The sequence below is a fragment of the Bacillus sp. JH7 genome (assembly GCF_001563515.1).
GTDB classification, from domain to species: Bacteria; Bacillota; Bacilli; order Bacillales; family Bacillaceae_G; genus Bacillus_A; species Bacillus_A cereus.
Genome location: NZ_LPUS01000011.1, coordinates 373904 through 395694, shown reverse-complemented (window position 1 = coordinate 395694; position 21791 = coordinate 373904). Strand labels below are relative to the sequence as shown.

The window sequence follows — 21791 nt, the reverse complement described above, 5'->3', positions numbered from 1 at the left end:
AATTTTTATAGTTTTATATTATTACATATTCTTTTGCTATTATCCGCAATCCTATTGCGGGATTCCGAAATTATATATGATAGTGAGGTAATTCTAGCAATGATTAAACAACGTCCAATTTATTTCGTAATTTCATTAATAATTTTTTACTTAATTATACAAAGTTACATTCTCTACAAGTTTTATCAGCCTTACAGTGGCATTATCGCTTCTAAAGAAAAACATAATACATATACAATCAGTCAAATTGATACGTCGGGTTGGGCTGCAAAAACAGCCTTAAAAGCAGGTGATGAAATTTACAAAGTGGATGGGGCGAATCCTTATTTAGGGGTTTTCAAGCGGTACCAAAATCAATTTTTAAATGCAACTGAAATTCAAACTATACAGAATGATAGGATTTCTACTTATAGCACAACAGCTACTTCAGACAACGAAGAGCTAATTATTACATTATATCTACCAATGATTTTTTCTCTGACCATTTTAAGCTTATGCTTTATTGTCTATAGAAATAAAGCTATAAGGCGAGAAGAGCGTTATTTTATGCTTTTTTTATTAGCAACCTCTATTAGCCTTTCCGCCTCTTCTATATCTAGTAAATCTGATTTTGGCGGACTCTTAATTATAAGTATCTCTTTTCAAAGTGTATCTTTATTTCTTACTTTATTTTTATATCAGCTGTTTAAGCGGAAGGAAATTATTATTATACATAAAAATGTGATTAGATTTCACATTTTCCTATACATGACCGTTATTACTACCGGCTTATTATCCGTTACCTTTCTTCCAAATTTGCAACAAGTCTCCGCTTATACAGATTTAGCTTATTTATGTTTTAGTATTCTTTTAAGTGTATATTTCCTTTTAAAAGGATACATAAAATATAGAAATACTTTACACAGACCTTTTTTTAAATTTATGTTAGTTATCCAATGTATTTCTTTCGGGCCATTTATAATGCTATATGCTCTTCCAAGGATATTATTTAATGCAGCCATTATTAGGGCTGATATTGCAGCATTATTCCTATTTTGCATTCCAATTGGCTACTTTTATTTAATATTAACAAAGCAAATCTTTGATATTGATTTTATGTTTGATCGTGTTCGGTACTACTCTTTGCTTTCATTACTTCCAACTATCATTATTACATTAATTATAAGCTGGGGTATTAATCCTGACGAACGATTCTTTATTAGACTCATGCAAAATTTCATTATCATTTTCCCTTTAAACATACTGTTTCTTGTAATAAAAGAACGATTAGATTTCACATTTCGCAATCAATTATTCAGAAGCAAAACCAATTTACATGTAAGTATTGATCAATTCGCACAACAACTTTCTTCCATTATGAAAGTAAAAGATTTAGAGAAAAAATTTATGAATGAAATTATCTCCCTACTAAAACCGTGTTTTATACAATTTATTGAGTTTGATACAAAACAAAATACATACAATTGTTATAAAAGTTACGGAGAAACAGAAAAATTTAATCTTTCGAAAAAGAAACAATGGGGAATGGAATCAGGGTATATAAATGATTTATTAGAAGATGACGGATGCATCGGTATTTATTTATATTCTACCCAAAACACAAAGCATTACATTTGGGTTGGAAATAAAACCAACAATATTAAATTTAATATCAATGAAAAAACTTGGTTTATTGCTATCGTAAAATATGTACGTCTAGTTTATGAAAACCTAAATTCAGTTAACCAAATCATTCAATCTTTAGAAAAAGAAAGCATAGCAAATAAAACACACTCAGCAACTCTTTCGCGCCTACTATTTCAAATCTCAGAAACTGAAAGGCGTCGGCTTGCTGCGGATCTTCATGACGCTGCCCTGCAAGACCAAATTGTCTGGTATCGTAAACTAGAAACCGTATTAAAAGAACATACTGTACCAGGTGAATTGCAGGGACAATTAGAAAAAATAAAATTCGGTATGTTTGATGTTATTCAACAAATTCGTGACACTTGTAATGAATTAAAACCTGCTCTTCTATCTGAAATTGGACTTATAGGTGCACTTAAAGAGCTATTAGCACAAATGCAACTACGTACTAATTTCCGAATTCAATTTGAATATGACTCAATACAGGAGAATCATTACGAATTTGATAAAATTTTATCTATTTATCGTATTATCCAAGAATTATTAAATAATGCTGATAAGCACTCTAATGCAACCTTAATTAATATATTTTTATGGGAAGAAAATAATTGTATTTATCTAGACTATCGTGATAACGGCATCGGTTTTAATACCCAAGCCCCCTATTCTTCAAATAAACATATGGGTTTATCTGGAATCAAAGGGCGCGTTCAAGGAATAGGAGGCGAAATTCAGCTTATTTCAGAAATAGGAAATGGACTACAAGTAAATATTACTATACCGAGGTGAATAAAATGATACACGTTTTGATTGTAGACGATCACCAAATAGTGGGTGAAGGTACGAAAAATATGATCGAATTAGAAGAAGATATTCAAGCAACATACATTTTAAACGAACAGGAAGCAATTTCTCAAAGTTCAAAAACACCTTTTGATATATATCTTTTAGACATGAACATGCCTAATTATAGTGGACTTGATGTGGCTCAAAAACTTTTACACATACAACCAGATGCCAAAATCATTCTCTACACAGGCTTCGAATATTTATCACAATTTAATTTATTAATAGATTCTGGTATTAGCGGTATTGTTAGCAAATCAGCATCACAGCAAGAGTTATTAATGGCTATTCGGGCCGTCTTAAATGGGTATACTTTAATTCCAATTTCTTTATTGCGACAACTTCGAGTTGAAGATATGACTGTTGATAACTTAGATACGAAAAGAGCATCAAGCCATGTTACAATTACACAAAAAGAATTAGAAATTCTTGAATCCATCGCGAAAGGAAAAAGTAATAAACAAATTGCAGATGAATTATATATGAGTTCTAGGGCTGTTGAATATAATTTAACGAAACTGTTTAAAAAGTTCAAGGTGAGTTCTCGCTCTGAAGCATTAGCTGAAGCTGTTCGAAAAGGTATAATAAATGTAAATGTATAATAAAGACATTCTACCAAAAGGTAGAATGTCTTTTCATTTATCCTTTTACATTTTCTAATGTCATAACGGATGGAATTTCATTCGGCTGTAATAGTCTTAACAACTGCATACCAACTCCTGCTATCCCTACAAACATACCAAATGATTGAATATCATCTGGTGCATCACATTGATAACTACCAGTTTCTCTATAATTATTAATAACTTGTATGCCAATTTGTAACGCCTGTTCATACAATTCTTTATTACCATATAACTGTGAAACAGCCAATAGTAATTCCGTGTCCCCCATATTCCCATGACATAATGTATCATTATTTTTAAATCCATACTTTCGTACATTATCTACAGCCACTCGAATTTCTTCGTCCATTTCTACATCTTCTTCATAGCTTCTTACTAAAACTCTACTCAATCCTATTCCAGTGGAACCGTGGCACCATTGATGTAAGCACTTCTTCTCACTCTCTCTTGTGTCTTTCCACGCACTTTCTTCTTTTTCAAACAATGATCGATCATAAGCAAATGCTTTTTTAGCTAAATCAATATATTCTTGATTCCTATTCATAATCCCTGAACGCCATAAGCTCCAAGCGATACCACTCGTCCCATGAGAAAAACCGCCTAAATAACTGTTAGTATGTTTATTCTTCCACGCTACTCCACTTTCTAATATTGATACATTTTCCACCAAATGCTTACTGTACATATCAGCAAGATCTAAATAATCTTGATCCTTTGTCATTTCAAATAAATTAAGGGCCACTTGAATAACTCCTGCTGAGCCACTTAACAAATCAAACTCTTCTTCTTCTTTGAGCCTTTCTTTTAATTCTACTTTTATTTCTTCTAAAAAATCCTGATATTCTTTTCTAGGACTTATAGATTGAAAATGTGCTAATGGATATAACAATGAATATTTACCCAAGAATGTCGATAGAAGCCCCTTCGCTTTCGATAAAGGGTTCATCGCTGACTTCAACGCCTTATGAGCAACCTCTAAATATTTTTCGTTTCCTGTAACCTTATTTAGATACAATAAGAATAGTGCTACGCCACCTAAACCGTCATATAAATTTTGCTTCATAGGGGCAACATACCACTTGTCGTGAATAACATTTGCTTGTAACCATGAAGCCGTTGTTTTATCATCTGATAATACTACATTCTCTACTAAAGCCTCTCCGATATTTATAGCTTCCTGCAAGATTGTCTCCTGATGATTTTCTAACAATTCACTTCTATACTCCCCTTTTCTTCCCACTTTAATATCAACATCTCTATTTCCCTGTATTGCCAACTTCAGCCATCCTCGTTGCTTTTCCAATTCCTTATCATCAAAATGATAAATTCTATTATATACTTGCTCATAACCGCTCTCCTTAAAAAAGTCTTCCATCCTTTCACCTGTACTACTATATAGATCTCGTGAATCTGTAAAAGTCGTAAATATAGGAACATCCGCACGTAATAAGTCTTGAATCTCATGAATGACCAGTTCCTTATTTTCATATGGGTAATACCATACTCTTTCAAATAATTGTTCCAACAAAATTGAATCTCTCATATAGTCTGGATGTGTAGACTCTTGTAAGAAATTACAATATTGTTGAGTCGCCCTAGCAACAATGCGAATTTTATTTTCTTTAAATATAATTAAAGGTCCTCTTTCTGATAAAATCTCTTCCTTATACTCGATAAAAAATTTACACATTTCCTGAAAACCATCAATAATAAAGGTTAAATAATCCTCTACATAAATTTCTTCTACTCCAAGTTTCGGTAGATTTTTAGCACTTTGACTTTTGGCTTCTTTCATAGTAAATTCCATTTCATCCTTACTATTTTGATTTAAAGCCAACACCTTAAACGGCAAATCTTGCTCTTTTCCATTTAAAGCACTTAAATCTATACCTTTTCCATCGATGTTTTGAAACATAGCTTGCGGTAACAATCCAGATCCTATCACTGAGTCGCTTTGTTCATATTTCAATTTTACTTCCGCACTATCCGGAAAATTCAGTTTTGGATATTGATGAAAAATCGTCTCCGAATCAATAATGTATGGATACTCTCCATGAGCAATTATATTTTCAAAATGCAAATCAGCACCTTTTAACATATGCATTAAACCAATCAACTTACCAAAACGTAAATAGTAGCGCTCCACCTCTTCTTTAGAAGAGCACGGTTTATACAATATTTTTTCTTCCCATCCATATTCACCAAAGTCTAAAACTTTATATGATGGAAGTTGTATACTTCCACTTACCTCATTCATCCATTCTAAAAATGCATGGTACGATTTTGTAATTTCCATAGACTTTGGCTTATATAAAATTTCTTTACCTGAAGAGAATACAAGCTGAACAACTGTTTTCCCTTCTTGATGTGTATCTCCTAATCCAACCTTAATTTCGCTTAATGATACATCCTGCAATTGAAATTCTTTTTGTAATTGTAGCCAATTTTCATTCAAACGAAATAGTAACATTTGAACATTTTGTATAAAATACTCTGTTCTCAAAATTAACCTTCGTGTTAATGTTGCGTATTCCTCATAGAACGCAATTAAATTCTCCTTATTTCTAGCTTTCTCTCTGACAAAGGAAAGAAATCGCTCTTCTGGAGTCTCTCCTACTAGTTCTTCCCTTAGTTTTGCAATATTAAATTCTAAGACTAGTGATCGCACCGCATTATTTAATAACTCTTCTACTAAAGATCGCACTAGCATTTCTTTAATCTCTTCATGCTCATAACGTATCTTATTTAATCTATATTTCAACGAACTATCTATCATTTCGGCTGCATAAAGTGCAAACGGCCTAACAAATTCTATAAACCCTAAATCTTCCTCTGAACTTAATGGCTTACTTTCACACAACTCTATTCCTATTTCTAACACGCGCAAATTCACATGTTCATTTAATTCATCTATATATAAATGCTCTTTTGATTCAGGGATTTTCTCAATTAAACTCGCAAAATCTTCTTTTGTCATTTCATTCATTTTTAATTTAAAATCAAAATCAGCTTTATTACTTCTAAACATTTTATCTATCCATTTATTTAATTGGGCTAAATTTAAATCCTCCGATAATAATAAATCTCTTCTACTCTTTAGCGTTTTATAACGCTCTTTCAAATTAAGACTCTTCGCAAATGCCTTTTCATTTATATATGAGTGAATTAACATAATAATTTAATCCCCTTCCTTATTTTAAAATCCATATTCCAATAAATTGGCCCCCTTCAGGGGAAACAGATTCCAACATTCGATTTTTCGCATTCGAATATTGGAATCTGTTTCATTCAAAAGGAGATGAACACCCCTTTCGAATGAAACCTATCTACTTACAAATTTTAATTGATGCCGTTATTCCTATAATTACTCCCACACAAAGTGGTGTTGTTTCTGGTTGTACATCTGATGCCCCTTGAATTTCCGCTAATTCTTCCTCACTTAATTCATTTAGCGCTTTTCCAGATGGGTGTTTCGGTAAGTCTTTTAACTTTTCTCTTACTTGTGGATCTTTCCACGCCTCTACTAACTCTTCTTTTGTGAACTTGTATTCTTTTGACATTTCATTCATCCTCTCGTTTTGGTTTTTTATTTTATTTACAAATCTTAATTGACGTTGTTAATCCTATAATTACTCCCACACAAAGTGGTGTTGTTTCTGGTTGTACATCTGATGCCCCTTGGATTTCCGCTAATTCTTCCTCACTTAATTCATTTAGCGCTTTTCCAGATGGGTGTTTCGGTAAGTCTTTTAGCTTTTCTCTTACTTGTGGATCTTTCCACGCCTCTACTAACTCTTCTTTTGTGAACTTGTATCCTTTTGACATTTCATTCATCCTCTCGTTTTGGTTTTTTATTTTATTTACAAATCTTAATTGACGTTGTTAATCCTATAATTACTCCCACACAAAGTGGTGTTGTTTCTGGTTGTACATCTGATGCCCCTTGGATTTCCGCTAATTCTTCCTCACTTAATTCATTTAGCGCTTTTCCAGATGGGTGTTTCGGTAAGTCTTTTAGCTTTTCTCTTACTTGTGGATCTTTCCACGCCTCTACTAACTCTTCTTTTGTGAACTTGTATCCTTTTGACATTTCATTCATCCTCTCGTTTTGTTTTTTTATTTTATTTACAAATCTTAATTGACGTTGTTAATCCTATAATTACTCCCACACAAAGTGGTGTTGTTTCTGGTTGTACATCTGATGCCCCTTGGATTTCCGCTAATTCTTCCTCACTTAATTCATTTAGCGCTTTTCCAGATGGGTGTTTCGGTAAGTCTTTTAGCTTTTCTCTTACTTGTGGATCTTTCCACGCCTCTACTAACTCTTCTTTTGTGAACTTGTATCCTTTTGACATTTCATTCATCCTCTCGTTTTGTTTTTTTATTTTTATTTACAAAGTTTAATTGATGTTGCAGGTAAAACCGTTAACCTTACACACATCGGTGTTGTAGCTACTTGCACATCTGATGCTCCTTGGACTTCCGCTAACTCTTCCTCACTTAATTCGTTTAGTACTTTCCCTGATGGATGGTTCGGTAAATCCTTTGATTTCTCCCTTACTTGTGGGTCTTTCCATGCTGCTACTAATTCCTCTTTTGTAAATTTAAATTTCTTTACCATTTCATTCCTCCTTTTATTTTTCTATTTATTTATTTGTTTGTTTGTTGTTCTCTACAGTTATAAATTTACAAGATTCAAAGTTTTTAGGTAACTTCGCAAAATTGCATATTTTTAACATTTTTAAAATAAAAAATTCCTAACCTACAAAATGTAAGTTAGGAATTTCAGCTCCGGATTCAACAGTAAATAAACAATAATAGGCTAACAATAACATCAAAAAAGCCCTTTGCACGTGGTATTTTTACTTACCACACAAAGGGCTTCTGCACAAAATAATATTAAAGCTTATATAACGCGCCCAGAGGGATTCGAACCCCCGGCAGACGTGGTACCGGAAACCACCGCTCTATCCGACTGAGCTATGGGCGCATGAGATTATGATAATATCAACGGTTTGCCTCCGTCTTCTTCCGATTTGTTCTTATCGAAAGTTAAACGTAGGATACGAACACCAACACATAGACGTTCGCTTCTTTACATATGGATATTATATCCTGACGCTATCCTAATAGGCAAGCATAAAAATCTCTTCTACACGAGCTTTAGGGTGCGATTCTGACGCAATTAGATACCCTACTACCCACGAAATAAAAGATAAATCGATAGAATTGCGATTCTCGGCGACCTTCTTCTCGCCAAAAAGAAGGCGACACCGTTAAGCATCGCCATTTCTCCCCTGCTACCATTGCCCCCTCGCTCTTGATTTTTGTCGTTCCATTCTAGCCATCTCTTGACTGATTTCTTTCGCCAACTTCGGTAAGTCTTGGTCGTCACGTACATTCATTTCTGCGACATTGACGTTTACAGTCATCATAGTATTTCCGACCTGTCCTCCACCTTTATTCGGCGCTACTGCGCCCATTGTCGAAGGTCGATTCGCAGTACGAATGAAGTTAAATAGATTCGACTGTTGTGCTTGCGTAAGTACCATCTCGTTCTTCAGTAATCTCGCATCTACTTCGTCGAACTTCGCTCCCTTGCCGACTAGTCCACGAGGATTCCCGCCACTGTGATACTTTGGTCGAGTAGACCTATTCGAAGGAGATGCACCGACCGTTCCACCTGAATGGAAGTACTTTAGCGGATTAAGATCGCCCAGCCATTCCAGTGAGATTCGCTTCGTTGCTGTTTTCACGATTTTGCCCATTAATGTCTCATGCTTTGAATCTGCGCTCGACGTATCCGCATCTATCGGCTTTGTCTTTTTCTTCTCCGCACTACTATCGAGTTCTTTGATTACTGCGTCCGCCATCTTACCGTCACCGAGAATCTTCTTGACTTTCTCTGCTAGGGCTTTGCGGTCAGTATCCGCAATTGCCGAGTCAGCTTGCGACTTGTCTGCCTTGACTTTCTTCGTTTTCTCTGCCGTTGCTTGCTTGTCGAGAAGGTCGATAAGTAGCTTCGCTGCTGTCGTGTTACCGAAGATTTTCTTGATTTTTTCGGCTACCGCTTTCTTATCGATATCGGCGATTCCCTTCTCAGCGTCCTTTTTATCGACGCCCATTTTCTTATCCTTTTTATTCTCGATATCTTTCTCGGTTTTCTTGATACCGTCTTGTGCTTGCTTATCGTCCACTCCCATCTTTTTGTCTTTCTGCTTTTCGATTTCACCTTCGACTTCTTTGTTCTTCGACTTAGCTTCGTCAGTTTCGAGATTCACCTTCTTATCGACAGGCTCTTTCGTCTTCTCGTTCAACTTCCCAGCCTTTTCGAGTTGCTTATCGTACTCTTCGGTATTCTTCGCATGCTTCTCTCGCAACTCTCCGATAGAGTTCTTTGTCTCTTCTAACACACCCTTATTCTTTACCGCATTCTCGTACTCTTCCTGTTGTTTCTCGGTAATCTTCTGCTGATTGGCTTGCTTCTTCTCGTAAGATGCAATCGTTTTATTATGACCTTCGAGAGCCTTATCGATTGCTTCGACTTCCTTTCCGACTTCATACGAGATTTTCGTTGCTTGCATCGCTTCAGCTACACGAGTACGTACGATGTTTTCCGCTTCTTTTCGTTTGTCTACAATCGATTGAATCTCGGTACGGTGCTGGGAGATTGCGAGTTCATTCGCATCTATCTTTTCCTTCTTCTTGCCCAAGATCGCTTCTTCATGAGACAACTCCTTCTTGAGCATGTGCGCTTTACCTTTTTGTCCTTTATCAACCGCTTCGTTGTACTTTGCTTCTAGTTCATTTACTTTCTTCTGTTGCGTTTCTACGTCTTTAACGAGATTCTTACGATTGGCGATTTTCTCGTTTCCTTCCTTGACATTTTGCGCGTAGTCCTTCAGGTCTTTCGCTTGGTTCTTGTACGACTGGTTTAACTGCTGGTCTAATTCGAGTTTCTGCTTCTCTTTAAGGGCGGAAACCAACTCACGAGCTGCGTCCGCACTTAATGCGATAGCTTCGCCGTTTTTGCTGTATGCTTGCGCCGTGGCAGGTGCTTTCGCAATCATTTCGTCATTGACGCCTAAGAACTTTTTCAATTCTTCATGCGATACACCTGACGCTTTAGCGAGTCTATCCATTTCATCAACTAGTGCTTTTTTCTTTTCAGGATTTTCAACTCTCTCAACCTCTTTCATTACGTCCCTGTAACGAAGTAACTCGTCATTACTTAGGTTGATTTCCCCACGCATTTCATCGAATTGAGTCGCTAAGTCGTCGACTGTACGTGCTTGTTCGCCGATTTCCCTATACGTATCCATACTGACCGCTTTATACTGTTCCGCTTCGCTCTTGCCATGCACCATCGCAGCCATCAGTACTCCAAGACCTGCTGAGATACCTGCAATCCACATCGTAGCTGGGTTCGTTACGATAGCGACAGATAATGCTCTCATTGCGGTAATTATTTTGTAGATTCCGACACCGATAAGCGCCGTTCCTGCCGTAACTGCTCCGAGTGTTAATCCGAATGATACGAATTGCGGGTCTAGCTTTCCGAGAACGCCGACCATCGATGTCATACCGCTTGCTAGGTTCGTGAACGCAGGAAGCATTGCTTCACCTATTGCAATTGCTACGCCTTCCGTTGCGGATTGTAGTTGCGTAAATGCCCCCTGAAGTGTTTCTTGCTGAATTCTCGCTACTCGTTCGGCTGTTCCACCTGACAGTTCTAGTTCGTTCTTGTACTTTTGTAATGAACCTTGTCCTTGGTCTAATAATGCAAGGAAACCTGCTGATGCTTCCGTCCCTACTAACTGGGCTGCGGTTACGGTTTTCTGCGCATCTGTCATTCCTTCCATCTTTCCGCTGATGTGTCCGATTAGTTCAGGAAGTGGTTTGAACTGTCCATTCGCATCTACTACGGAAATCCCTAATTTCTTGAATGCTTTCTCGGTTTGTCCTGTCGGATTCGCTAACGATAGTAGGGCTGCCCTCAATGACGTACCTGCTTGCGAACCCTGAATACCAGCATCGGACATCTTCGCAATTGCTGTCGCCGAGTCTTCGATTCCCCATCCTAATGACTTCGCAACTGGCGCTACATATTTCATCGCCATACCTAACTGGTCAAGATCGGTATTCGCCGTTGTCATTGTCTTCGCTAAAACGTCGACTGCCTTGTCGGTGTCTTTCGCATTCAATCCGAACCCTGTCATGATATTCGATGCGATATCGGCACTCTTTCCGAGTTCGATTCCGCCGACCGCTGCAAGGTTAAGAACGGATGGAAGTGCGTCCATACTGTCCTGCGCTTTGAATCCTGCCATCGATAGAAACGATAGACCTTCCGCTGCTTGACTTGCGCTGAATTGTGTGGTAGCACCTAAATGCTTCGCTGTATTCGTTAATTGAGCGAACTCATTATCCGTTGCTCCTGATATCGCCTTAACCTTCGCCATAGATTGCTCGAAGTTCATCGCAGATTTAATCGAAGCACCAATAGCGCCCACCATCGCAACTCCTGCGATAGCCGACGCCTTTCCTAGTGCTGACATTCCTTTCGATGTACTTTGAGAACCTCTGTCGAGTCCTTGCATATCCGCACGAGATTGTGCAACCCCTGCACGGAATTGAGCGTTATCTAGGACAAGCCTTGCCCTGACTTCACCTGCTGATGCTGACATATTCCTCATTCCCTTCATTGTTTAAATGCAACAAAAAGACGCTACCCTCTGCGGATAACGTCCTAATCGCTGTTCTTTATTTGTTTAAATCGTACTTACCTTACTTACCCCTTTTCTTTAATTGAGACTGTAACGTATTTTTAACCGTTACATATGTAACCTTATCGTTAATATGCCCACTACTTGATGCAACACGGCTTGCGCTTGTCATGTCTCCTTGTGTTAATTCCACACCATTTCGTAACTTATTAAGAATATCTGCTCTCATTTCATTTAGATTCATTGAGTTCATATTATTCATCTCCTTTTAGTAATCTAGTTGGTACACGTCTCTGTACTCGTGCTAGTTCTAACTCTTTGTCAGAAGGATATATAATATCGCGCCTATCTGTTATCCTGCCTAGGGAATAATAGCCCTTCTCCCCTCTAATTCTACGCGTTAAGTCACTAGCCCACTTGTGGTCTTCTTCATATTTATCTGCGAATTTCTCATACTCTATTAGGGATTCATAAAACTCTTTCAATGCGTTTCTTTGCCGTTCAATAATCGGCGCTAATTGTGTCGCACGAACTTCAGCTCTATATTGCCACCAACTATCCGCTAACTCATCGATAGTCATGTTATCCCTTAGATTTACTGACGAATATTCCTCTGCTTTTTTTAATTCGTCTTCGGCGATCTTTAGTATCTTATTCGCCTTTTCAATGGACACCAACGCTTTCTTTTTATCAGCAACTACATCATCACCTGCAAACTCTTTCAATAAGATAGCTTCGTAATTCTCGGTCGCTTTTTTCACGGATTCTTTGGCTTCTGCTACAGCCTTTTTGTATTTCGCGTCAAACTCATTCTCCTTAGTGTTCTTCGATAGCCATCTAGTTTTCCCATCCCAACGCATTAGTTCCATTTTACTCAACATCTCCTTTGATTAATTTAGTCAGTTTATTAAGTGTTTCCGCTACTTTGTTTAATACTTTAATGAAGAATTTCTCTGCTTTAGATACTTTCTTCTTTGGTATTTCTTCAGGGGGTACTAATTCGTAAATACTACATAACGCATTAGTAACTTTCGGATGTTCCATTGTGCGGAATGTTTCGCTCACTTCCGACTTATGTTTGAAGAATTGTGAGACATCCGTTTCATTGATACACATTTTGAATATTTCTTCGGTGCAGGTTAATAAATCAAACGCTGGATTATGCGCCTTGCAGTTCTTATGTACGTACTCTCGGAATTGTGTTGGTAAATGACGCACTTCATCGACTGGCACTACGAATTCAGCTACTTGTTTACCAAAATCATAGACATACGAAACTAGAAACTCTTTACCGTGTAATTTATGAATATTCGTTACTAGAATCGGTCGATTTACGTTCGTTGACTTCGTCATTTTGATCGCTCCCCTCCTGTTTCAGCTTTTTAATTTCTGATGATACCGCCTGTCTTGCACCTTTTGTCGCTATATCCCTAATAAGAATGTCTAGCTTATATAAGTTATTACTACCGATTAATTGTTCCATTTTACGCATTCGGTAACCGTTAGGGACCTGCTTCGCAGTTTCCCACCGAGTTACTGCAAGTGGTTGTACTCCGAATTGCTTTGCGAACTCCTTTTGAGTCATACCAAGGATTTTTCTGATGAGACGTATCCTATTCGCATTTGCTCGTTTAGCTGTTTCGCTCACTTTCTATCAACTCCTTATATTTAATCGATTGATATTACTACCATATACTTGATATGGTTCCAAATTAAAATGGAGGCGGAGACAGGATTGACATACCTGTCCCCCTATGAATCAGCTCAGTGCAGGTGAACACAGAGCAAAGTTAAGTTAGTAATATAAAAACCATGTATTTTATATGTTTTAAGTTTAGATAAAGTATTTTTACCCCTTCATACTGTATCGGTGGCTAACAGCCATTTATTTGCATACCTAACGCAAAGTTCTTTAATTTATTTTAAATAATAGGAGAGCCGTTAAGCCCTCCGCATTATTAGTTTTGAACTTTAGATTCTAAGATATCGAATTGCATCATAATATCACTTGGTACGTCTTCACTAGGGATTCGACATGCTACACGTGGGTTAATTGAGTAAGCAGTTCTGCTACATTCGATTCGTGCGATAGCCCCCGCATTAATCATTGTTTTTAAGCGATTCGTGATTGATTTCCTACTTAATCCCGTAACTTCTGCGATACGGCTCATAGTTAATGGCTCAATCTTCGTTAAGTCACGCTCACTTGGATTTTCAACGAGTAGGCAGGATTCCATATGAATGTACGGTAATAGTTTAAATATGATTCCTTTTTCTGCGTCCGCTAATCTGTCCATGATTCGTTTCGTGTGCGTTTTATATACCATTACATAATCATCCTCCATGTCGCCTTTTCCGCAAGCGATGTATTTTTCGTTTAGATAATATTTCGCAGTCTTATTAGTTCTATCGACAATTACGATGTCTTTCTCTTCTAGTCTAGCGATAATTTGGTCGATACCCCTGCGACTTTTCCCCGTAACGTTCATAATATCTTTAATCGTCATCGGGTCGAGTTCACGCCTTCCACGACAGCTACTATTCATTAATAATCCGCCACGCTCATAATAGATATGTTGCATTAAATCGAGTAGTACGCCTAAATCTGCGCCCTTCAGGTCATCGTTTTGCTCTGAGATCGCTCTCGCTACCTTCGCGAATGCACGTCCATCTCGTGTTTTCTTTTTTCGTAACGCCTTTTTATAACCGTCCTTTTGGCGGTTCTGTGCTTTAATCACACCGTTGATTAACGCTACTTTTAACGACTCTATATCGATAATTTCGCCGTCCGTTGTTATTAGTTGATTTCCTAAGTTATTTAAGTCCATATTGTCCATTCTCCTTTGTGGTGGTTTATAAAAGATGTTTAATCCCTTACACTTATTAACCCGTCCAAAGGAGTGTTTTTTGTATATCGTGTGGAAATTACACAAAATATGCTACTTTTTATTCATAAGCAATCAGATATACACTATAGGCTGGTGTAAACAGATGCCCAAAATGTGCAACAAAATACTCAAATCATGCCCAAAATGTGCAATGTACAAAAGTGACTTCACTCTTACTCCCACAAGGGATTTCGCTGTTTATAGGTCTGAATCCCTTCTTATTATTGTATATCTTGGGTATGTTTATTTTTACGCATCAACTACATAACAACGACTGATAACTAATTATGACTACGCACAAATAGAAAGATTGCGCTCCATCACTACTCGCTAGCGCTCCCAGTATTATTTGTAGAATGCGATAATCTCTTTAATAAATAACGCAGTAATATAGTTGATAGTGAGAGCAGTGCGAACACTCGAAGCGAAGCGCCGATACTCTTTATATAGAAGAAAGAGGGACGGTGGGGAAGCCGTCACCAGTGATAGTAATCTAACGCAATGCGTCAGTTACAATATAATAAGGACGCTACGTCCGTTAATAAGATTGTTTGTCCCTTCGTATATATAAACACCAATACATTGCGTAATATTGTTAATAGATATGCGGAAGGATTTCGTAAGTGATTGCGTCAAGAACAACGCCCTCAGTTCAAAAATTGCGGGTACTTTTTGTAGGGGCTTGCTTCAGGGGGTGTTGACGGTGGGCTTGGGGGTTGTGAGATTTCGGGGAATGGGATGTCGGCTTGGTGAATGCGATATTCAATCGAATGAATAACGAATGCAACAGAAGGACTTTGTGTTACTTTCGGAAGTTGTTTTGAAACGTTGATTTAATAACTTTCTTCGCACTTTCGACGAACATTCATTTCGATAAAAGTTTTATGCATTAAAAGAAACGTTGATTTGAAAGCATTCTTCTTTCGCATTCGATTCGAAGAAGATGAATAAAAGATTGCATAAAGTTTTCGTCGCATTCTTTTTCAACCCCTTGAGTTTCGAAGTCCTTCTCCACGAAAGTTCTCAGCAGAATAATTCAATCGAAGTTCTTCGCGCAAACACAACGTAACTCTTCACGCCATTGCCTTATCACATCATTGCGTTGTGGTATCGTATCATACCGCCGTGGTATCGTGTGGTGTGCCGATGGTATTGGCGTGGTGTATTACGGAATAGGTCATCATTTAGCAACGTCTAGGACTTCGCGAACGAGTCGTTAATTACTTAGAATACTTACGACATACGCAGATAGAAGCGCCTATATGAGCCTATATGGTGCGCATTGTGGCGGTATGGTATGACGGGTTAAATGCGTCGGGGTATTGCAATTATGTATCGATGGTTTGGTAATATGATGCGGGCTATTGGTCGAATGATGTGCAGACTTGTGAAAATATAAAACATATAGCGGGGTATTTCTATTCTTATAAGTCCGTGGGTAATTGGTGCAATGTCATCATATTTATGTCATAACTCTCGAGATTTGACACAGATTTTAAAGTGTAGTAATATAGCATCATCTTATTATGTCGTAACTCTATGTCAAAAGTGATGGCGCAGAAAGGACGGATTAATTATGAAATATGGATACGCTCGTGTCTCAACGGTAACTCAAGATTTAGAATCACAACTACAAACGTTAAAAGTAGAAGGATGCGATGTCATTTATTCGGAAAAGTTCACGGGAACGACTACAGATCGCCCCGAACTATCGAAGGTACTCACAGTATTAAGCGAAGGAGATACACTGACAGTAACGAAGCTAGATCGCCTTGCACGTAATACAAAGGAAGGTATCGAGATAATTGAAGCGCTATTCAAAAGAGGTATAAGGGTTCACGTTCTCAACGTAGGACTACTAGAAGATACGACAATGGGGCGATTCTTCTTACAAACGTTATTAGCAGTCGCAGAAATGGAGCGCAACCTAATCTTAGAAAGAACACAAGAAGGTAAAATAGTAGCTAGACAGAATCCGAATTACAAGGAAGGTCGCCCGAAGTCGCATTCAGATAAAAAACTAGTCGAAGCTATGCGTATGAAAGAGAAAATGGGCTACTCATTCCGCCAGCTATCGGAAGCAACGGGTATTAGCATGAGTACGCTACAACGATTCGCTAGAAAGCAACGTGACCAGCAAGAAGCATCGACAGAATAGGTCGGTGTCTTTTTATTATGTGCTGACTTCTTCACCCCTTGAAATTTCGAATAGACCTCCACAATCAGCTTCTGCTGATGTATAGCTATAACTACAAATCTACACAAAGTACTACACATATGTATTGATGTAAAACGCTCACTATACGCAATCTATCATAAATCACTAGCGATAACTACCGAAATGTAGCGAAGTGTACCAATCCCTATGAGGTCGTATATACGTAAACGGTTGTAACTATCTTCACTAGACGTAACCAACGTAAACCTTACTCTCGCAAGGGATTCGCCGTTTCATCGGAAATATTACACGAGTTTACATTAATATTAACATTCGATTTATACAGTATGAAATATAAATAAACAGAGGTACGAAACAAATGCGGGAAAGGTGGAAAATAGTAAATAGACTAATCAACCTAGCACCCTTTTATCATTTATTTAGTATTCTTTTAAGAGAAATAGATTTTCGCTACTTGCGTTTTTAATCAACTTAAGGAAAAAGCATACGAATCAATTGCCTCATATCAACTATATTGTATAATAAGGTTATAAGGAAATGGAGGTGAAAGCATGAATTTGTGGATAGTCTTAGGTGCTGTAATAGTAGCCTTGAGCCAGTTATCATTACTAAGTGAAAACAGTGTAGATACATATACTACAAGGTTAAAGAGAAAAGAGTCGCTCCCACCAAGAAGACGACTCAAAGTAACCACAGGGAGAGAGAAGCCTCTCCTATACCTAAGATTATAACACATTCATACTAATTATGAAAAAATTCATCTGGACAAATGTCCCTGTTGCTATATTTTTAATTTTTGTTTTAACAACCCTTGATTATAACAATCTAGATACGGGGAGTTATATCTACATTATTTTTACTGGAATAGCTGTATTTTTAATGTTGGTTAATATAATTATCCTGTATATAAAGGAGAAGAAGAATGTTTAAATTTGAAACAAAAGAACAACTAACAAAATTTATACAAGATGAAATTTTAAATTCATCGGAAGCATTAGATATTCTCGGGTGTTCTAGACAGTATTTAAACAAATTGGTAAAAGAGGGGAAAATAACACCGATTAAAGAGACAACTCGCGATAAATTATTTTATAAACAAGATATTTTGACAAGAAAAGAAAAAATGAGAAAGTAAAAAGCAGCTTTTGCATATCGCCTAATTATTGGTAATTTATAGAAAGAATGGCGAGATACATTACTAAACAATAAAACAAAAAAACGAAGTGGGCGCAAATTAATGCGTACCGCTTCGCTTAGAAGTGTTAGGAAATTATTATACAATTTCGCATACCTCAAAGCATAGTAGTTCATGATTACTTTAGGCTTGTTCCTATTAGTTTCAAAATAAAGATTTAGTTTTTTGTATAGAAAATAACTTTTGGAATCTATAACCAAGTTGGGTTATAATACGAATATACGAAAAAAGCCCGTCGTATTGGTAGTACGACAAGCTTCGTAAGGTGGTGAATACATATGGATGCAATCACCGTTACTGCGGTTTGCTCTTTACTCATGGTTGTTATGGGAATGATTAACATGAGCAAAGGAAAGAAGTAATATTTTTATCTAAAGTCTTTCAGTGTTGGTAGCACTTGAGAGACTTTTTTCTTTATATAGTATTCCTTAAATGCCAGTAAATATTCTGCATATTATAAAACGCTCTGGCTTTTGTATACATTTAAGCGTCTGCTTTTTACGTTTGCGTTTGCAATACTTTTGCTTTAGCCTCTGCTTTTACAATGCACTGCCAATGCATCCATATTCCTATTATAACGTTGCTCTAAGCAACATTTCAATACAAAACGCTCAATTAACAACAACTTAACAACAACTGGCGTTGCACATGCGCAATACTCTCGCTACACATATACCGACGCAAATGCCTTTGCCTTTGCCTTTGCCTTTGCCTTTGCCTTTGCCTTTGCCTTTGCCTTTGCCTTTGCCTTTGCCTTTGCCTTTGCCTTTGCCTTTGCCTTTGCTATTATGCGTTCTTTTGCGTCGGCTACGTTATTTTATTTCTGAATCTCCATTCCCTTTATTTCGTCTTGGTATTTTTCGCTTTTTTCATAATCAGAATTTCCAGTACCATACTTCTTTATGAAGTCTTTGAAATTCAATATTTCTCTTAGTGTTTTTCTATCCATTGGAGCAACAACTTCTTGCTCATCGAATCCTCTAGTTCTCAAAGAAGAAATATCAATTGCCTTATCAGAAGAAATCACTATAACAAATCCTCTGCGTCCATTTTCACCAAAATAATTTGAACCGATAACATCTACACTTTTTGTAAATGATACCCAATGATTATCAAAACGAATACGCTCAACATTATTCTCATCTAGCCAGTTATTATAATTATACGCATACTCCTCGTTTTGATTTTCTCCCCGATCATCATAATCATCATAATCTGGCTCATCATTCCCACCATTATGAACCCTGAATAGCAAAGTATTTGATTTAACAATTTCTAAATTACCTTTATTATTTTGTAAATCTATAAACTTTTCACTCCACATTTCATCAGAGGAAACCAAATTTTTTCTTCCCCTAATGCTCATATGATGATTAGTCCATTTTGAAATTACGTCCATTATACATCCCCCTTTTATTCCGCCAGTCACAAAAAATCAGTTCCCACCGCCCGTTGTAATGTGCTATTGTTGTGCATTCTCTTGCGCTTCCTTCTCTTCTATTTCTTTTAATTCATCTTGCCAAGTAGCACCAATACCACCGCTAGGCGTATTCCAACGTTTTTCTTGACGTAAGATTCTCGCCTTATCCTCTTCAGTCATTTCATCTTGGTATTTTTTCGCTTCCTTACGTTGCTGTTCTTCATATTCTCTTTCCTGTTGCTCTAGATGTCTTCGGTGTGCCTCTTCATCAATAATCTTATCGCAGTCATGCTCTGGTTCCTTCGTTTCATCGTGCCCATGTCCGCAGTAATCGTTCGGAATTTTAGTACTAGATTTCGTAGCAGGTTTAGAATTACGGTCACCATTACCAGTTGAACTATTTTCATTAACTTGAGTATTTCTAAGACCATCTTGCTCTTTCTTCGTTACACTACCATCAGGATTAAACGTTATAGTCATCGTGCCTTCTCCACCACGCCCTAAATATCCGTAGATAGAGAACGACTTATATTTCTCGATGAATCTAGGCATTCCCGCTATCTCCTTGACTTTATTCGCAGACATTCCGACCTTGATGCCGTCATACTGTTCTAGTGATACGGTTGGCGCGTCGTTATTTGCATCTTTATAATATGGACGTCTGTCGTTAATCTCCGCATCTTCCTTCGTGGATTCCTCCACTTGTTGCGGTTTCTCATCCTTCGTAGGTTCATCTTCAATCCTCTCGACCTTAGACGGATTGGATGTTTCCTCTTCTCCTTGCGCAGTTTCAACAGATTCTTGTTTCTTATATGGCTCATAATCCGCTTTTTCTTTCGTAGAGCAAGCACTAAAGATTGACATTGTCGCCACACCTAATAAAACTACTTTCTTCAATGGCTTCATAGTAATTCCCCCGTGTATTTTAATGCATATCAATCAACCTATGTTAATTTGTTATATATTAATAGTAGATTTCAAAAAGGACACTCAAATTCCCATACGTAACATACTTCGATATTACCCTTTATGTATTCACCACAATCTTTATTAAATCAATTCATCAGGCGTCTCCTTCTCCTTTCCTCCTGCGTATAAAATCGCCAACCATCTCAGTAACACATGCCAAACCTACCGATAATCCAAATACAACACCGAATGCTGCTACATATAGGTTTCCGAATGCCTTCGCTGCGCACATAAATAAAAATGCGAATATAATTAAATATCTCTCTTTACGCTTGTTCCTCATAGCATAATTCCTCCATCTTTTCCAAATCTTTATATGTCCTCTTCTTCTTCTTCTTCTTCTTCTTCTTCTTTCTTCTTCCGCATAAAGCCCCCTATTCTCGCAGTAATAACCGATGCGACTACAGCCATCGCAAACAATACTGCTACCCCACCTATAATGACGTTTCCAATTATCTTTGTAACAACCAGCAATACAAATGCAACTATTAACAGATTCACCCTTGTATTTTTCTCTTTCTTTCTATCCTTCACGCCCTATCTTCCTTTCTAATATTTCTTTTTCGGATTCTCTGCTTAAATCCTCTCACCGTACTTCTAGCGGAATCAAATGATCGCCCCGTCTTTTTCGATAATACTCTAGAGATTTCGGCTTCTGTAACCCTATTGTAATTCTCTGCCGTATGTATCATAGTATCTAGTACAATAAAATCTATTTTCTTCTTGCATATGTTTTCATATAGCTTTGCGTAAGTATCTCGGGTAGTCATTATATTGCAGATCGCTTTCTCTTCCGCATTTTCTGCACAAACCTCTAGCGTTTCAAGTACGTTTATATCACTTATAAGTGTTAGTACCGTTCTTCTTTTTCCTCTTTCTCCACAATATTTACGTAAAGCCTGATAAATAAAACACTTAACCCTCTTATCGAAATCGCCCTTATTTATATCAAAAGTTCTAATCGCATATCTTATCCTACGAAAACAATCATCGATAAAGTGTACCTCGTTATTTGTCTTATACCAATTATTTTTAGCTAAGCGTTCAATCAACGGTATGTAATGAGCTTCGATTTTTTCTACATACTTATTATCACATATTCCAGTGTAATAATCTTCCACTTCTTCTTTAGCCAGTATCGCTATTCTATTTAATGTTGCGCTTATGTCTTCGCCTTTATTTGCGTATTGTCTTATATTAAGTCTGCTTTCCATATGTAAGTCTTCCACCTCTTATAGCACCTGTACCCTCCGATATTCAACTCACTTCCGCTAGTGGCGTTCAATATCGAATTTACGCTATTGACAATCGGTGGA

General features: G+C 37.2%; 22 protein-coding genes and 1 tRNA gene. 4 read left to right on the top strand and 19 right to left on the bottom strand.

Annotation, left to right across the window (positions count from 1 at the left end):
* The first annotated feature begins 99 nt into the window (after positions 1 to 99).
* Both AU379_RS19325 and AU379_RS19320 read left to right on the top strand, forming a co-directional pair.
* Positions 100 to 2415, top strand: coding sequence for a sensor histidine kinase (locus AU379_RS19325; RefSeq protein ID WP_000595466.1), 2316 nt, complete (start codon positions 100 to 102; stop codon positions 2413 to 2415).
* 5 nt (positions 2416 to 2420) lie between these two features.
* Entirely contained in the window at positions 2421 to 3074 is a 654-nt protein-coding gene (locus AU379_RS19320) for a response regulator transcription factor (RefSeq protein ID WP_000582194.1), read from the top strand.
* 37 nt (positions 3075 to 3111) lie between these two features.
* On the opposite strand, the gene AU379_RS19315 is transcribed toward AU379_RS19320, so the two are convergent.
* From AU379_RS19315 to AU379_RS30325, 14 genes are all read right to left on the bottom strand, one after another.
* A complete protein-coding gene (locus AU379_RS19315; protein ID WP_048568714.1) occupies positions 3112 to 6270 on the bottom strand; it encodes a type 2 lanthipeptide synthetase LanM family protein in 3159 nt (1052 codons plus the stop codon).
* Positions 6271 to 6424: 154 nt separating this feature from the next.
* Positions 6425 to 6658, bottom strand: a complete 234-nt coding sequence (locus tag AU379_RS19310; protein WP_000032577.1) for a mersacidin/lichenicidin family type 2 lantibiotic — start codon at positions 6656 to 6658, stop codon at positions 6425 to 6427.
* A gap of 31 nt (positions 6659 to 6689) precedes the next feature.
* Complete coding sequence (locus AU379_RS19305) at positions 6690 to 6923, bottom strand: mersacidin/lichenicidin family type 2 lantibiotic (protein ID WP_000033704.1); 234 nt, start codon at positions 6921 to 6923, stop codon at positions 6690 to 6692.
* Between the two features lie 31 nt (positions 6924 to 6954).
* The gene (locus AU379_RS19300) at positions 6955 to 7188 is read right to left on the bottom strand and encodes a mersacidin/lichenicidin family type 2 lantibiotic (RefSeq protein ID WP_000033704.1); all 234 of its coding nucleotides are present in this window, start codon (positions 7186 to 7188) and stop codon (positions 6955 to 6957) included.
* A 31-nt stretch (positions 7189 to 7219) separates the two neighbouring features.
* Positions 7220 to 7453, bottom strand: coding sequence for a mersacidin/lichenicidin family type 2 lantibiotic (locus tag AU379_RS19295; protein ID WP_000033704.1), 234 nt, complete (start codon positions 7451 to 7453; stop codon positions 7220 to 7222).
* Positions 7454 to 7485: 32 nt separating this feature from the next.
* Entirely contained in the window at positions 7486 to 7719 is a 234-nt protein-coding gene (locus tag AU379_RS19290) for a mersacidin/lichenicidin family type 2 lantibiotic (RefSeq protein ID WP_000239231.1), read from the bottom strand.
* Positions 7720 to 8012: 293 nt separating this feature from the next.
* Positions 8013 to 8088, bottom strand: a tRNA-Arg gene (locus tag AU379_RS19285).
* Between the two features lie 310 nt (positions 8089 to 8398).
* Entirely contained in the window at positions 8399 to 11785 is a 3387-nt protein-coding gene (locus tag AU379_RS19280) for a phage tail tape measure protein (RefSeq protein WP_232487796.1), read from the bottom strand.
* 100 nt (positions 11786 to 11885) lie between these two features.
* Positions 11886 to 12077, bottom strand: coding sequence for a hypothetical protein (locus AU379_RS19275; protein WP_001087498.1), 192 nt, complete (start codon positions 12075 to 12077; stop codon positions 11886 to 11888).
* 1 nt (position 12078) lies between these two features.
* A complete protein-coding gene (locus tag AU379_RS19270) occupies positions 12079 to 12693 on the bottom strand; it encodes a hypothetical protein (protein ID WP_061139638.1) in 615 nt (204 codons plus the stop codon).
* Position 12694: 1 nt separating this feature from the next.
* Entirely contained in the window at positions 12695 to 13177 is a 483-nt protein-coding gene (locus AU379_RS19265) for a hypothetical protein (protein ID WP_061139637.1), read from the bottom strand.
* On the bottom strand, positions 13125 to 13472 hold the full coding sequence (locus tag AU379_RS19260) for a helix-turn-helix domain-containing protein (protein ID WP_000004753.1): 348 nt from the start codon (positions 13470 to 13472) through the stop codon (positions 13125 to 13127). The genes AU379_RS19265 and AU379_RS19260 overlap by 53 nt, the downstream gene beginning before the upstream one ends.
* A gap of 310 nt (positions 13473 to 13782) precedes the next feature.
* On the bottom strand, positions 13783 to 14652 hold the full coding sequence (locus AU379_RS19255) for a hypothetical protein (RefSeq protein WP_232487795.1): 870 nt from the start codon (positions 14650 to 14652) through the stop codon (positions 13783 to 13785).
* A gap of 893 nt (positions 14653 to 15545) precedes the next feature.
* Positions 15546 to 15689, bottom strand: a complete 144-nt coding sequence (locus tag AU379_RS30325; RefSeq protein WP_157462696.1) for a hypothetical protein — start codon at positions 15687 to 15689, stop codon at positions 15546 to 15548.
* A 599-nt stretch (positions 15690 to 16288) separates the two neighbouring features.
* On the opposite strand from AU379_RS30325, the gene AU379_RS19250 reads away from it, so the two are divergent.
* Positions 16289 to 16870, top strand: a complete 582-nt coding sequence (locus tag AU379_RS19250; protein ID WP_000873669.1) for a recombinase family protein — start codon at positions 16289 to 16291, stop codon at positions 16868 to 16870.
* 943 nt (positions 16871 to 17813) lie between these two features.
* Positions 17814 to 18026, top strand: a complete 213-nt coding sequence (locus AU379_RS19240) for a DNA-binding protein (protein ID WP_000472089.1) — start codon at positions 17814 to 17816, stop codon at positions 18024 to 18026.
* 877 nt (positions 18027 to 18903) lie between these two features.
* On the opposite strand, the gene AU379_RS19235 is transcribed toward AU379_RS19240, so the two are convergent.
* From AU379_RS19235 to AU379_RS19215, 5 genes are all read right to left on the bottom strand, one after another.
* A complete protein-coding gene (locus tag AU379_RS19235; RefSeq protein ID WP_061139635.1) occupies positions 18904 to 19485 on the bottom strand; it encodes a hypothetical protein in 582 nt (193 codons plus the stop codon).
* Between the two features lie 63 nt (positions 19486 to 19548).
* Positions 19549 to 20412: a hypothetical protein gene (locus AU379_RS19230; RefSeq protein ID WP_061139634.1), complete on the bottom strand. Its 864-nt coding sequence runs from the start codon at positions 20410 to 20412 to the stop codon at positions 19549 to 19551.
* Between the two features lie 157 nt (positions 20413 to 20569).
* Positions 20570 to 20758 (bottom strand): hypothetical protein, encoded by a 189-nt coding sequence (locus tag AU379_RS19225; RefSeq protein WP_001244915.1) that lies wholly within the window; start codon positions 20756 to 20758, stop codon positions 20570 to 20572.
* Between the two features lie 29 nt (positions 20759 to 20787).
* The gene (locus tag AU379_RS19220) at positions 20788 to 21009 is read right to left on the bottom strand and encodes a hypothetical protein (RefSeq protein WP_061139633.1); all 222 of its coding nucleotides are present in this window, start codon (positions 21007 to 21009) and stop codon (positions 20788 to 20790) included.
* Positions 21006 to 21689, bottom strand: a complete 684-nt coding sequence (locus tag AU379_RS19215) for a hypothetical protein (protein WP_000445878.1) — start codon at positions 21687 to 21689, stop codon at positions 21006 to 21008. The genes AU379_RS19220 and AU379_RS19215 overlap by 4 nt, the downstream gene beginning before the upstream one ends.
* Positions 21690 to 21791: the final 102 nt, after the last annotated feature.